Origin of the sequence: Kitasatospora sp. NPDC051853 (genome assembly GCF_044452665.1) — a bacterium.
Taxonomy (GTDB): Bacteria; Actinomycetota; Actinomycetes; order Streptomycetales; family Streptomycetaceae; genus Kitasatospora.
The window spans coordinates 678475-691634 of record NZ_JBITBY010000002.1 but is presented as its reverse complement, the minus strand read 5'-3'; the positions used below and the strand labels follow the sequence as shown (position 1 = coordinate 691634).

Genomic DNA, 13160 nt, shown 5'->3' with positions numbered 1-13160 from the left:
AGTACCCGGGTATGACGAGGGGCTCAGACGGTGCCGAACTCCCCGCTCCTGACCGCCCGGACGAATGCGGAGAAGGAGGCGGACGGGAACAGGAGCGCGGGCCCGGCAGGGTCCTTGGAGTCCCGGACGGGCAGCAGCCCGGGGACGTGGTCGGCAACCTCGATGCACTCGCCGCCCTGGCCGCTGTACGAACTCTCGCGCCAGCAGGAACCCGATCCGCTCCTCCGCCTGTTCTCGTGTGACGTCACCCCACCCACCGCCCCCGGGTCGGCGAACTGGTGACCGACACCAGGTCGGGGCGGGTGGAGGAGTACCGCGACACCCTCGGGAAGGCCGCCTACCTCCGCCCCGTGGGCGGCGGCTGCGAATGGGAGACCGACCCGGGCTGCCTCGTGGCCGTTCCGGACATCGAGGGGAGCACCAGTTGAATTCCCGTCAGCAGCGCGAACGCGCCCGCCGCGAGGAGGCCCTCGCCGAGGTGGCGGCGGGCGCGGCCCGCAAGGCCGACGCTACGACCACGTCAACGGCGTCCGCCGCGAACCCGCCGAGCCGCTGCCGCCGCGGGTCTTCCGGGAGCGCGGCGACTGATGCCCGGTCAGCGGTGGTAGTAGGGCGCGACCGCCGCCCGGACCTCCTCCCACAGGGCTGGGCCGTCCTGCGGGACGGGCTGCCGGCCGCTGCCCGGGCGGATGGTGAGGAGCTGCTCGCCCGAGAGGGCGAAGACGACGCGCCGCAGGCCGGCCACCTGGATGGCGGCAGCGCACATGCCGCATGGTTCGCAGCTGGTGTACATCGTCGTCCCCGCCGCGGCCTCCGGCGTCAACTCCCGTGCGGCCCAACGGGCCAGCTTCAGTTCGGGGTGGGCGGTGATGTCCCGGTCGGTCAGCGTGCTGTTCCGCTCCTCCACCAGGATCACGCCTTCCCGCGTCGCCAGCAGTGAGCCGAAGGGTGGGTTCCCGTCCGCGGACGCCTCCTCCGCGAGGGTGATGGCGCGGCGCAGCAGCGGAAGGTCGTCAGGGGTCATCACGAGGGCTCCGTCCGGGAGAGCGAGGCGGCCACGGTGGCCAGGTCGTGCCAGGCGGGTTCGGGGTCGAGGGTCTCGTCCGGGTCGCCCCCGTACGTGTCGAGGAGGACGGATTCGCAGCCCAGCGAACGGAGTTGGTCGAGGTCGTCCAGGACCTGGTCGAGGGTGCCGACTCCGGCGAGCCGTTCGGGGTCGTCGTTCCGCGCCGTGGTGAGCCGGAGCTTGATCCGGGGTGCGAGACCGGGCCGCGCCAGGCCCTGTCCGGTGGCCACCGAGGTCAGCCGGCCCGCCGCCTCGCGCAGCCAGGGCAGGGTGCAGCGCATCGGGTGCCAGGCGTCGCCGTACCGCACCGCCCGCCGCATCCCCGCCTCGCTGTTGCCCCCGACCCACAGCGGGAAGTCCCCCGTGCCGGACCGCAGTTCCCGCAGCACCTCGTCCGTCAGCCGCCCCCGCCGTTCGAACGGGACGCCCAGCGCCTCGAACTCCTGCCGTGCCCACCCCACTCCCACGCCCAGCACCAGCCGCCCACCGCTCAGCTCGTCCAGGTTGGCCGCCATCCGGGCGGTGAGCAGCGGGTGGCGGTACGGGGCGACCAGCACCGTCGTGCCCAGCCGTACCCGACCGGTGAGGCCGGCCAGCCAGGACAAGGTGGTGAAGGGTTCGTAGAAGGGGTCGGGGTAGCGCTCGGCGACATCGGGGGTGACGGCCACGTGGTCGGAGAGCATCAGCAGGTCGAAGCCGAGGTCCTCCACGGTCCTGGCCCAGGCGCGGAGCATGCCCGGGTCGGTGCCCGGGCCGAAGTTGGGGACGTTCACACCGATCTTCACGCCGTCAAACCTACGCAGTCCGGACGGTCCGTCAGAAGGCCTTCCTCCCGGCATGATCGCCGGTCGGCCGTGGATTCCCCGGTAGATTGCCCGGATGACCGAGAGACTCGACCCGACCGACTGGGCGATCCTCGCCGAGCTCCAGGGTGACGGCCGGATCGCCTTCACCGAGCTGGCCCGCCGGGTGAACCTGAGTGCCTCGGCGACCACCGAGCGGGTGCGGCGGCTCGAGGCGTCCGGGGTGGTCACGGGCTACCGGGCCGAGGTGGACCTGGCGCGCGCGGGGTACCCGGTGCCGGCCGTGGTGCGGCTCAAGTACCCGGGGCCGGGGAGCCGGCACGAGCCGCTGCGGCGCCTGCTGGCGGAGCGTCCGGAGATCCTGGAGTGCCTGCGTACCACGGGTGACGACTGCTACGTCCTCAAGGTCGCGGCCACCTCCATGGCCCACCTGGAGGAGATCGTGGACGAACTGGCCCGCCTCGGCAGCACCACCACCAACCTGGTGCTCAGTCGCCCGCTCCCGCTCCGCGGCCCGGCGGCGCCCCGCCCCACCGACTGACCCACCGTCAGGACGGCGTATCCGAACGTCGGAACACGAAGTCCGCACGCTGCGGTCCGCCTATGAGGTCGTAGGTAGTCGGGCGCCAACCCCGCTGGTAGAAATCTGCCAGCGGTCACATTTTCCGCTTTGCTTCATCCAGTGGCCGAGAGCGAAGTGGCCTCCGGCATTCACTCGAAGCCCTATCGGGATGTCAGCCCGCACTGGGCGAAATCCGCCGTATCGATTCACAGAGGATGACCTTGAAGCTTCGCAGAGCAGTCGCAGTGACGTTGGCCGGTGCATTCGCCGCCGTCGGTCTCATGACGCAGCCCGCGATGGCCGGCAGCAATGATAACGCGGGCGCCTGGGTCACCGGCGGTACGGTCCACAACTACTGTGGCGTGGGCGACTTCTGCATCTACACCGGCATGCTCTACTCCGGCCGCGTGTTCGGCCTCCCCAACTGCACGGACTACGCCCTGCACGAGTGGAACGGTCTCGGTTCCTACCGGAACAACCAGACGCCGGCCGACTACAGCATCGACGCGCAGTTCAAGGACGCCGCAGGGAACGTCATCGGGTACGGGTGGTACCAGATGGAGGCCGAGGCGGCGATCAACTTCAAGCCCGTGTACTACGTGCGTCCCTGCGGCTGAAGACCTCCCGTCTCGCACCACTTCACAAGGAGATGAAACCTTGAAGCTTCGCCGAGCAGCAGCAGTGACCCTGGCCGGTGCGCTCGCCGCCGTCGGTCTCATGACGCAGCCCGCGATGGCCGGCAGCAATGACAACGCGGGCGCCTGGGTCACCGGCGGTACGGTCCACAACTACTGTGGCGTGGGCGACTTCTGCATCTACACCGGACCGTCCTACTCCGGCCGGGTGTTCGGGCTCCCCAACTGCACGAGCTACGCCCTGCACGAGTGGAACGGTGTCGGTTCCTACCGGAACAACCAGACGCCGGCCAACTACAGCACCGACGCGCTGTTCAAGGCCCACGACGGGGACACCATCGGGATAACGACGGGCTATCCGGCCTTGGACAGCATCAACTTCCGGCCGGTGTACTACATCGTTCCCTGCCACTGACGACGTGTCGGGAACGACGGGGATCCGGTTCTGCCGAGAGGCAGAACCGGATCCCCGTTTTTCTGCGCGGGTTACGCGGGCCTGAGGACGACCGAGTTGATGGGCGACAGGTTCTCGACGTCGTGCTCGCCCGGCTGGACGTAGACCCGCACGGTGCCGGTGCCGTTCCACCCTTCGCGGAGTTCGACCTTCCACCCGTCGGTCTGGTTGTTGAAGACGATGTGGTTCCCCTCCTGGTAACTGAGGTTGTAGACCCCGTCCCAGAAGACGAGGTCCGGGTGGCCCCCGTTCCATCCCTTGTCCTGCGGGTAGATGCAGGCCGCACCGGACGGGCACCCCTGGTAGCTGCCCGCCGCCTGTGCCGGGCTTGCCGCCAGCATTCCCGTTGCCAGGGTCAGCATGCCGGCGGCCGCCACGGCGGCGAACCTCCTGCCGGTCGACCTGCCGTCGGAGATTCCTGCCAAGCGCGCCATGTTCCGCTCCGGATATCGGTGAGAAAGCGGGCGGTCGGCCGCCCCCGCGCAAAGAATGTCACCGGGGAATTCCGCGGGGAACCTAGGACTTCATAGCTTGACCGCGCCGCCGCCCGCCAGGCCCCGGTGGAGGAGGGCGGTGAGGGTGTCCACGATCTGTTCGTCGCTCGCGGCCGGCCCGTGCTCGCCCGCCGTCAGGACGGCGTAGCCGAACATCGAGAGCATCGCGCCCATCGCCGGGGCGACCAACTCCGGTTCGCCGGGCAGCTGGTGGCCCTGGTCGCGCATCCGGGCGAGGTGCTCGCGGAAGACCTCGGTCTCGGCGGCCAGGCTCTGCCAGGCCCGGCCCGAGCCGGGGGGTTCGGCCATGGTCGACTGCACCATGGCGACCACCACCGGCAGGTGGTCGCGGAAGACCTGCCAGGAGACGGCCAGGTGCTCGCGGAGCTGCTCGCGGTCGGCGAGGTCGTGGTCGGCGGGGTGCCCGTGGCCGTCGGCGTCGATGGCCCGGTCGGCCTGCTCGCCCATGTCGCGGAGCAGGGCCCGGAGCAGCTCCTCCTTGCTGCCGAAGTGGTCGTAGAACGACCCGGTGGCCCGGCCCGCGGCCTTGGTGATGTCGGTGATCTTCGTGGTCAAGTAGCCGCGTTCGACGAAGAGTTGGCGGGCGGCCTGCTTCAGTGCGGCCTCGGTCTCGGCCGCCCGCTCCTTGCGCGTGCCCATCGGGTCGCTCCTCTCCCGCCACCACTTGACGCTCGGTTCCGGCCCTCAGCATACTGAAGCCGCTTTCACCGAATCACGATTCACTGAATGGAGATTCACCATGCGTGTCAGCGTCATCGGCGGCGGTGTGGCCGGAGCCGCCACCGCCCTGGCCCTCGCCCGCACCGGCGCCGAGGTCACCGTCCACGAGGCCCACCCGGATCCGGCCGGCCCGGTCGGCTCCTTCCTGAGCCTGGCCGTCAACGGCCTGCGCGGGCTCGAACTGCTCGGCTGCCTGGACCGGGTGCGGGAGTGCGGCTTCGAGGTGCCCGAGCAGCGCCTCTGGTCCGGCTCCGGGAAGCCGCTCGGCGCCATGCCGCGCGGGCGGCTCGCGGGGGACGCGCTGCACAGCGTCACCCTGATGCGCGGCCGGCTGGTCGAGGCGCTGCGCGCGGAGGCCGAGCGGGCCGGGGCGCGGATCCTCACCGGGCAGCGGCTGACGGGCCGTCACGACCACGGCGCCGGGGTGCGGGCGGAGTTCGCCGACGGGACCACCGCCGAGGCGGACCTGCTGGTCGGGGCGGACGGGCTCTGGTCCGCCACCCGCACCCTGCTGGACCCGGCCGCGCCGGACCCCGTCTACGCCGGGCTGTACAGCGTCTCGGGGAGGGCCGCGCCGGTGGCCGGGGAGCCGGGCACCTTCAACATGGTCTTCGCCCGCAACGGGGCCTTCGCCCACCTGCCCGCCCCCGACGGCACGGTCTGGTGGTCGGCCCAGGTGGCGGAGCCCCGGCAGCCCGACCTGGCCGGGGTGCCCCTGGCAGAGTGGCCCGAACGGCTGGCCGCGCTCTACGCGGCCGACCCCGTCCCGCTGGCGCTGCTGCGCGCCGCGGCCGAGGTGCACCGGCCGACCCTGATGCACACCCTGGCGCCCGTCCCGGTCTGGCAGCGCGGCCGCACCGTCCTGGTCGGCGACGCGGCCCACCCGGTCGGCGCGGGGCAGGGCGCCTCGATGGCGATCGAGGACGCGGTGGTGCTGGCCCGAGTGCTGGCGGAGGGGCGGCCGTTGGCCGAGTACGAGCGGCTGCGGCGGGCCCGGGTCGGGCGGATGCTCAAGGCCGCGGCGGCCAACCGGGAGGCGAAGAAGGCGGGCCCGGTCGCCCGGCGGGTCAACGAGTTGGTGATGCCGCTGGTCTCGCGGTACGCGTACACCAGGGCCACCGCCTGGCTCTACACCCACGAACTGGGGGAGCCGGTGCCGGCGTCGTGAGGGGGCACGTGCCCGCGTGCGCGCTCGGGGCGGGGCGCGCAACGGCGGGAACGCGCCGCCGCTTGACGCCCCGTCACGTCACTGCGGGCTCAGCGCCAGTCGCCGGCCAGGGCGGGGCCGAGCTGGTCGAAGTGGGACTCGATGACGGCGATCATGCCCTCCGGGCCCGGCCCGGACCCGCCGCTGCTCCAGGCCAGGTGGGCGCTGCGCAGCACCCCGCCGAAGACGGCCGCCAGCACCCGGGGCCGCAGGTCGACGGCCGGGTCGAGGCCCTCGCGGGCGGCGATCAGCTCGGCGACCAGCCGCTCCTGGTCGGTGATCCGGCGCAGGTGGGCGGCGAGCAGGGTGGGGGTCTCCTCGATCAGCTGGATGAGTTCGAGGGCGGCCGTGATGCCCCGGTCGTCCTCGGTGGTGGACAGGTCGCGCCAGGTCAGGACGATCGAACCGCGCAGTGCCTGAAGGGGGTTCTCCTCGGCGGGGCGGGCCCGGAGGGTCGCGATGAAGTGGTCCTCGGCGTCGGCCAGGACGGCGAGCGCGACCTCCTCCTTGTTGGCGAAGTAGCGGAAGAAGGTGCGCTGCGAGACGTCCACGGCGGTGGCGATCTCGTCGACGGTGGTGCGGGCGTAGCCGTGGTCGAGGAAGAGCCGGTGGGCGGCGGAGACCAGGGCGTCCCTGGTCCGCTGCTTCTTCCGCTCGCGCAGGCCGAGGACGCGGCAGCCGTCCGTGGCGGCGGCGGGAGAAGTGGGCTGCACGACCATGCGGCGGGGCCTCCGGGGGTGGCTGGGGGACCGACGGGAGCGGTGCTGACAACGATAGCGCGCTGACAAATGGCACACCTTGGCAGAAGTCAGCCATAGGCACAAGACAGTGTTTGCCGAATGTCAGGGACTGACATAATCTCGCACGGCGGTGGCGCCCGTCGGGCCGGACGACTCGTGGGGACGGGTGGGCCGGGGCGTCACCGGCCACGGCGACCACACAGCCGTCCCGCAGCGAGCAAGCGAGCACCGGAGGGTCCGTCAGACATGAGCCAGTCCCTGACCAAGAGCGCCGAGGCGGCCGGTCCGTCCCGGCCGAGCAGCGTGCCGGGCGGTGGCGGTCTCGCCCGCTTCCAAGGCCACCCCTGGCTGACCCTGCTCACCGTCGCCGTCGGCGTGATGATGGTGGCCCTCGACGGCACCGTGGTGGCCATCGCCAACCCGGCCATCCAGACCGACCTGGGCGCCTCGCCCGCCGACATCCAGTGGGTGACCAGCGGCTACCTGCTGGCGCTCGCGGTCTTCCTGATCACCGCCGGCAAGATCGGTGACCGCTTCGGCCACAAGGGCACCTTCCTGGTCGGCGCGGCCGGCTTCGCGGTCACCTCGGCGGCGATCGGCTTCGCCACCAACATCCAACTGGTCATCGCCTTCCGGGTGTTGCAGGGCCTGTTCGGCGCGCTGCTCCAGCCGGCCGCACTCGGCCTGCTGCGCGGCGCGTTCCCGGCCGAGAAGCTCAACATGGCGATCGGCATCTGGGCCGGCGTGATCGGCGCCTCCACCGCGGCCGGCCCGATCGTCGGCGGCCTGCTGGTCGAGCACGTGAGCTGGCAGTCGGTGTTCTGGATCAACGTGCCGGTCGGCATCGCGGCCGTCCTGCTCGGCCTGGTGATCCTGCGCGACGTCCGCTCCGAGAACGCGGTGAAGTCCTTCGACCTGCCCGGCATCGCGCTGCTCTCGGCGGCCATGTTCGCCCTGGTCTGGGGCATCATCAAGGCCCCGAGCTGGGGCTGGGGCGACGTCTCCACCCTGCTCTTCCTCGGCGGCGCGGTGCTCGCCCTGGTGCTCTTCGCGCTCTGGCAGACCCGGGCCAAGGAGCCGCTGATCCCGCTCTCGCTCTTCCGCTCGGTGCCGCTGTCGGCCGGCGTGCTGCTGATGGTCCTGATGGCCTTCGCCTTCTTCGGCGCCATCTTCTTCGTGACCTTCTACCTCCAGAACGTGCACGGGATGGCCCCGGTCGACGCGGGCGTCCACCTGCTGCCGATGACCGGCATGATGATCATCGGTGCCCCGGCGGCCGGTGCCGCGATCGGCAAGGTCGGCCCGCGCGTCCCGATCGTGGTCGGCATGGTGCTCACCACCGTGGCCATGTACGGGATGTCCACCCTCACCACCGAGTCGGGCAACGGCGTGATGTCGCTCTGGTTCGTGCTGATGGGCCTGGGCATCAGCCCGGTCATGGTCGGCGCCACCGAGGTCATCGTGGGCAACGCCCCGCTGGAGCTCTCCGGCGTCGCGGGCGGGCTCCAGCAGGCCGCCATGCAGGTCGGCGGCAGCCTCGGCACCGCCGTGCTCGGCGCGGTGATGGCCGCGAAGGTCACCGACGTGCTGCCGGGCAACTGGGCGAAGGCCGGCCTCCCGCCGCTCGGCCCCGAGCAGCAGGCCGGCCTCGACCAGGCCGCCCAGCTCGGCATCGTCCCGCCGTCCCCGGCCGGCACCCCGGACCAGGTGGTCCAGGGCATGGCCACCGCCGTTCACGAGTCCTTCGTCAGCGGCATGTCGCTGGCCTTCGCGGTCGCCGCGGTGGTCGCCTTCGCGGCGGCCCTGCTCGGCCTGCTCACCAAGAAGGGCGCGAACGACGCCGGCCCGGCGGTCCACATCTGACGCGGAGTCAGTACGGAGCAGGAGGGGTGCCGCCGGCGGGCGGCACCCCTCCCTCGTGTCGGCCGTCGGCCCCCGGCCGTCCGGCCTCGGTCGTCCGGCCTCAGCGCGGCAGGCCTCAGCGCGGCAGGCCGCGCAGCACCGGGACGGCGGTGTCCTCCAGGCCGTACCCGATCAGGTACCGGGTCGCGCTCTGGCCGAGCCAGGCCGTCGCGGAGCTGTGCCCGGTGGGCAGGATCTGCCGCGAGCGGGTCGCGCCGGTCGACGGGTCGATCCGCAGCAGCTGGTTGTCGTAGCCGTAGTCGGTCAGCGCCAGCACCACCCCGTCCGGACCGGCCGCCAGGCCGTACGCCCCGCTGCCCGCGTCCACCGTCCAGCGCCGGGAGCCGTCCGCCAGCGAGAAGCCCACCACCACCTCGCCGCCGATTCCGGTCTTCACGGCGGCGACCAGCTGGTCGCCCGTCACCACCGCCCGCACCACCGGCGCGCTGATGGACTGGCTGTTGGGCTCCAGGGCCAGCAGCTGACTGCCCGTCGCCTCCTTGACCAGGGTCCGCACCACGCCCTGCTCGGTGAACGAGAGCACGCCCCGGACCCCGGCGAGGTCCCGCTCCTGGACCCGCAGCACCGGCGGCTGGACGGAGAGCACGTCCACCGAGGTGAGCGCCGTCTCGGTGCCCAGGTCGGTGCGCCAGGCCTGCTTGCCGTCGGCCGCGCCGAGCATCCGCAGCGCGGCCGTCCCCTGCGGGTAGCCGGTCGAGCAGTACTCCGCCAGCGCGACCTTCCCGGCGGCGGCGGCCACCGCCTGGTTGTCGCAGCCCTTGGTGGCCGGGCTGTTCCACAGGTCAGTGCCGTCGGCGGCCCGGAGGGCCCGTAGCTGCTCCTCCTCGGCGACCAGCACGGTGCCGCCGGTGACGGCCAGTTGGCGGCTGCGGCGCTCGCGGTCGACCGGGTCGGTGATCTTGACGGCCTTCTCGCCCCAGGCCCACTTCCCGGTGCCGAGGTCCACCGCCCGGACGCTCTCGCACTCGCCCAGCGAGCGGCTCAGCGCGACCACCGCCACCGTCCCGGCCGGGTCGGCGGCCGCGGCGCAGACCGTCTCGCGGGTGGGCGTGGCCAGCGTCCACAGCTTGCTGCCGTCGGCGGCCCGGTAGGCGGACAGCCCGTCCTCCTGGACCCGGACCACGGTCTCGCCCTGCTGCCAGACCGCCACCGCCTTGGCGGGGGTCGAGGCCTTGGAGAGTGTCCAGGCCGGCCGCAGTTCGGGGCTGGCCGGGTCGCCCGGCGGGGGCGGGGTGATGATCCACCCGGCGATGAAGTACGCGGGGGCGATGCCCAGCGCGGCACAGACCGCCGCCACCAGCCAGCCCTTCGGCCCGTCCCCGTGCAGGCCGCGGGCGAGCGTCACGACCAGGGCGACGAGGGCCGTCACGACCATCAGCCACCCCAGGCCGAGCACCCACCCCACCCCGCCGGAGTAGGACTCGGCGGCGCTGCCCCGCCAGAAGTAGACCGTGGCCATCGCGGTGCAGGCGCCGGCCGCCCCGGCCCAGTACAGCGTGACGTCGTGCGCGGATATGAATCTGGGCAAGCCGATCCCCCGTGGGTGCGTGCGAAATTCAGCGCACTCTACCGGGGACGGGCGCCGGCGCCGGGGGCGAGGCCGGGGAAGGCCGAAGGGCCGGACGCCCCCTGACGGGGTGTCCGGCCCTCCGGTCGCTTCAGCTCACCCGAGCGGTCAGGCGTCGCCGCCCGCGTGGCCCGGGTCGGCCGCCGCCACGTCGAGCAGCTGGTAGCGGTCGATCGCGTCCTTGAGGGCGGAGCGGTCGATCTTGCCCTGCTTGGCCAGCTCGGTCAGCACGCCCAGCACGATCGACTCGGCGTCGATGTGGAAGAAGCGGCGGGCCGCACCACGGGTGTCGGCGAAGCCGAAGCCGTCGGCGCCCAGCGACTGGTAGTCGCCCGGCACCCAGCGCGAGATCTGGTCCGGCACCGCGCGCATCCAGTCGGAGACGGCGACGAACGGGCCCTCGGCGCCCTGGAGCTTCTGCGTCACGTACGGGACGCGCTGCGGCTCCTCGGGGTGCAGCAGGTTGAACTCCTCGGCCTCCACCGCGTCGCGGCGCAGCTCGTTCCAGGAGGTCGCCGACCACACGGACGCCTTGACGTTCCACTGCTCGGCCAGGATGCGCTGGGCCTCCAGGGCCCACGGCACGGCCACGCCGGAGGCGAGGATCTGCGCCGGGATCTGGCCGGCCTGGCCCTCGTTGAGCTTGTAGATGCCCTTGAGGATGCCGTCGACGTCGACGTTCTCCGGCTCGGCCGGCATCTTGATCGGCTCGTTGTAGACGGTGACGTAGTAGAACACGTCCTCGCCGTGCGGGTGCTCGGCCGAGGAGCCGTACATCCGCTTGATGCCGTCCTGCATGATGTGCGCGATCTCGTACCCGTAGGCCGGGTCGTAGGCCACCACGCCGGGGTTGGTCGAGGCCAGCAGGTGCGAGTGGCCGTCCGCGTGCTGGAGGCCCTCACCGGTCAGCGTGGTGCGGCCCGCGGTGGCGCCGATCACGAAGCCGCGGGACAGCTGGTCGGCCATCTGCCAGAACTGGTCGCCGGTGCGCTGGAACCCGAACATCGAGTAGAAGACGTAGACCGGGATCAGCGGCTCGCCGTGCGTCGCGTAGGACGAACCGGCGGCGATCAGCGAGGCGGTGCAGCCGGCCTCGGAGATGCCGTCGTGCAGCATCTGGCCGGTCGGGGACTCCTTGTACGCCAGCAGCAGCTCGCGGTCGACCGACTCGTAGGTCTGGCCGAGCGGGTTGTAGATCTTGGCGGACGGGAAGAGCGAGTCCATGCCGAAGGTGCGGTACTCGTCCGGCGCGATCGGCACGAAGCGGTTGCCGATGCCCTTGTCCCGCATCAGGTCCTTGAGGATGCGGACGAAGGCCATCGTGGTGGCGATGGTCTGGTTGCCCGAACCCTTCTTGACCGCCTTGTAGGCGTCGTCGCCCGGGAGCTCCAGCTGACGCGGCCGCACCTTGCGGGTCGGCACGTAGCCGCCCAGCTCCTTGCGGCGGTCGTGCATGTACTGGATCTCTTCGGAGTCCTTGCCCGGGTGGTAGTAGGGCGGGTAGCCCTCCTCCAGCTGCTTGTCCGTGATCGGGATGTGCAGCCGGTCGCGGAAGCGCTTGAGGTCCTCGACCGTCAGCTTCTTCATCTGGTGGGTCGCGTTGCGGCCCTCGAAGTTGGGGCCGAGGGTCCAGCCCTTGACGGTCTGGGCCAGGATCACGGTCGGCTGGCCGACGTGCTCGCGGGCCGCCTTGAACGCCGCGTAGACCTTGGCGTGGTCGTGGCCGCCGCGACCCAGGTGCTGGATCTGCTGGTCGGACATGTTCTCGACCATCTGGCGCAGCCGCAGGTCACCGCCGAAGAAGTGCTCGCGGATGTACGCACCGGTCTCGGTGGCGTAGGTCTGGAACTGGCCGTCCACCGTGGTGTTCAGCTTGTTCACCAGGACGCCGTCGCGGTCCTGGGCCAGCAGCGGGTCCCAGCTGCGGTCCCAGATCAGCTTGATGACGTTCCAGCCGGCGCCGCGGAACTGCGACTCCAGCTCCTGGATGATCTTGCCGTTGCCGCGGACCGGGCCGTCCAGGCGCTGCAGGTTGCAGTTGACCACGAAGGTCAGGTTGTCCAGGCCCTCACGGGCGGCCAGCGAGAGCTGGCCGAGCGACTCGGGCTCGTCCATCTCGCCGTCGCCCAGGAAGGCGTACACGTGCGAGGACGAGGTGTCCTTGATGCCGCGGTGCTCCAGGTAGCGGTTCATCCGGGCCTGGTAGATCGCACCGAGCGGGCCGAGGCCCATCGAGACGGTGGGGAACTCCCAGAAGTCCGGCATCAGCCGCGGGTGCGGGTAGCTGGACAGGCCGTACGGGGCCTTGGACTTCTCCTGGCGGAAGGAGTCCAGCTGCTGCTCGGTCAGTCGGTCGAGCAGGAAGGCCCGGGCGTAGATGCCGGGGGAGGCGTGACCCTGGAAGAAGATCTGGTCGCCCGACTCGCCGTCGGCGTCCTTGCCCCGGAAGAAGTAGTTGAAGCCGACGTCGTAGAGCGACGCGGAGGAGGCGAAGGTGGCGATGTGGCCACCGACCCCGATGCCCGGGCGCTGGGCCCGGGAGACCATCACCGCCGCGTTCCAACGGGTCGCGTTCAGGACCTTGCGCTCGATCTCCTCGTTGCCGGGGAAGAACGGCTCGTCCTTGGTGGCGATGGTGTTGACGTAGTCGGTGCTGCGCATCTCGGGCACGGCGACACGCTTCTCGCGGGCGCGCTCGATCAGACGGAGCATGAGGTAGCGGGCGCGCTCGCGTCCCCGCTCGTCGATGGCCGCGTCAAGGGACTCGAGCCACTCCGAGGTCTCCTCGGGGTCGAAGTCCGGGACCTGACTCGGAAGGCCGCCAATGATGATCGGGTTGCGATCTGATCCGGAAGCCACGCTGTTCCTTCACTGTCGGTCGAAACTGAGGTGTGTCGCGCCGCCTCCATCGTGTACCGCGTCCGGGAGATCCGTCATATCTACCGTTGGGTAACCGTTCCGCCTGGTC

General features: G+C 71.5%; 14 protein-coding genes. 6 read left to right on the top strand and 8 right to left on the bottom strand.

The window, feature by feature from the left end; genetic code table 11:
• Positions 1 to 23: 23 nt before the first annotated feature.
• Positions 24 to 248 (bottom strand): DUF397 domain-containing protein, encoded by a 225-nt coding sequence (locus ACIA8O_RS07800; RefSeq protein WP_396292672.1) that lies wholly within the window; start codon positions 246 to 248, stop codon positions 24 to 26.
• 30 nt (positions 249 to 278) lie between these two features.
• On the opposite strand from ACIA8O_RS07800, the gene ACIA8O_RS07795 reads away from it, so the two are divergent.
• Positions 279 to 428, top strand: a complete 150-nt coding sequence (locus ACIA8O_RS07795; protein WP_396292671.1) for a hypothetical protein — start codon at positions 279 to 281, stop codon at positions 426 to 428.
• Between the two features lie 167 nt (positions 429 to 595).
• On the opposite strand, the gene ACIA8O_RS07790 is transcribed toward ACIA8O_RS07795, so the two are convergent.
• The gene (locus ACIA8O_RS07790; protein WP_396292670.1) at positions 596 to 1027 is read right to left on the bottom strand and encodes a nucleoside deaminase; all 432 of its coding nucleotides are present in this window, start codon (positions 1025 to 1027) and stop codon (positions 596 to 598) included.
• A complete protein-coding gene (locus tag ACIA8O_RS07785) occupies positions 1024 to 1851 on the bottom strand; it encodes an LLM class flavin-dependent oxidoreductase (RefSeq protein ID WP_396292669.1) in 828 nt (275 codons plus the stop codon). The genes ACIA8O_RS07790 and ACIA8O_RS07785 overlap by 4 nt, the downstream gene beginning before the upstream one ends.
• A 94-nt stretch (positions 1852 to 1945) precedes the next feature.
• Between ACIA8O_RS07785 and ACIA8O_RS07780 the strand changes: the two genes are divergently transcribed.
• From ACIA8O_RS07780 to ACIA8O_RS07770, 3 genes are all read left to right on the top strand, one after another.
• Entirely contained in the window at positions 1946 to 2410 is a 465-nt protein-coding gene (locus tag ACIA8O_RS07780; RefSeq protein WP_396292668.1) for an Lrp/AsnC family transcriptional regulator, read from the top strand.
• Positions 2411 to 2646: 236 nt separating this feature from the next.
• Positions 2647 to 3048: a hypothetical protein gene (locus tag ACIA8O_RS07775; RefSeq protein WP_396292667.1), complete on the top strand. Its 402-nt coding sequence runs from the start codon at positions 2647 to 2649 to the stop codon at positions 3046 to 3048.
• Positions 3049 to 3088: 40 nt separating this feature from the next.
• The gene (locus ACIA8O_RS07770) at positions 3089 to 3481 is read left to right on the top strand and encodes a hypothetical protein (protein WP_396292666.1); all 393 of its coding nucleotides are present in this window, start codon (positions 3089 to 3091) and stop codon (positions 3479 to 3481) included.
• Between the two features lie 71 nt (positions 3482 to 3552).
• Here ACIA8O_RS07770 and ACIA8O_RS07765 read toward each other — a convergent pair whose 3' ends face one another.
• Together ACIA8O_RS07765 and ACIA8O_RS07760 are read right to left on the bottom strand one after the other, a co-directional pair.
• Positions 3553 to 3945 carry a hypothetical protein gene (locus ACIA8O_RS07765; RefSeq protein WP_396292665.1) on the bottom strand — a complete coding sequence of 131 codons (393 nt, stop codon included), beginning with the start codon at positions 3943 to 3945 and terminating at the stop codon, positions 3553 to 3555.
• Between the two features lie 99 nt (positions 3946 to 4044).
• Entirely contained in the window at positions 4045 to 4674 is a 630-nt protein-coding gene (locus tag ACIA8O_RS07760; RefSeq protein WP_396292664.1) for a TetR/AcrR family transcriptional regulator, read from the bottom strand.
• A gap of 100 nt (positions 4675 to 4774) precedes the next feature.
• Here ACIA8O_RS07760 and ACIA8O_RS07755 point away from each other — a divergent pair, with 100 nt between their 5' ends.
• Positions 4775 to 5923 (top strand): FAD-dependent oxidoreductase, encoded by a 1149-nt coding sequence (locus ACIA8O_RS07755; RefSeq protein WP_396292663.1) that lies wholly within the window; start codon positions 4775 to 4777, stop codon positions 5921 to 5923.
• A gap of 89 nt (positions 5924 to 6012) precedes the next feature.
• On the opposite strand, the gene ACIA8O_RS07750 is transcribed toward ACIA8O_RS07755, so the two are convergent.
• Positions 6013 to 6681, bottom strand: a complete 669-nt coding sequence (locus ACIA8O_RS07750; RefSeq protein ID WP_396292662.1) for a TetR/AcrR family transcriptional regulator — start codon at positions 6679 to 6681, stop codon at positions 6013 to 6015.
• A gap of 267 nt (positions 6682 to 6948) precedes the next feature.
• On the opposite strand from ACIA8O_RS07750, the gene ACIA8O_RS07745 reads away from it, so the two are divergent.
• The gene (locus tag ACIA8O_RS07745; protein WP_396292661.1) at positions 6949 to 8565 is read left to right on the top strand and encodes an MFS transporter; all 1617 of its coding nucleotides are present in this window, start codon (positions 6949 to 6951) and stop codon (positions 8563 to 8565) included.
• 115 nt (positions 8566 to 8680) lie between these two features.
• Here ACIA8O_RS07745 and ACIA8O_RS07740 read toward each other — a convergent pair whose 3' ends face one another.
• Together ACIA8O_RS07740 and aceE are read right to left on the bottom strand one after the other, a co-directional pair.
• Positions 8681 to 10153 (bottom strand): PQQ-binding-like beta-propeller repeat protein, encoded by a 1473-nt coding sequence (locus tag ACIA8O_RS07740; RefSeq protein ID WP_396292660.1) that lies wholly within the window; start codon positions 10151 to 10153, stop codon positions 8681 to 8683.
• Positions 10154 to 10300: 147 nt separating this feature from the next.
• On the bottom strand, positions 10301 to 13051 hold the full coding sequence (aceE, locus tag ACIA8O_RS07735) for a pyruvate dehydrogenase (acetyl-transferring), homodimeric type (protein ID WP_396292659.1): 2751 nt from the start codon (positions 13049 to 13051) through the stop codon (positions 10301 to 10303).
• Between the last annotated feature and the right edge of the window lie 109 nt (positions 13052 to 13160).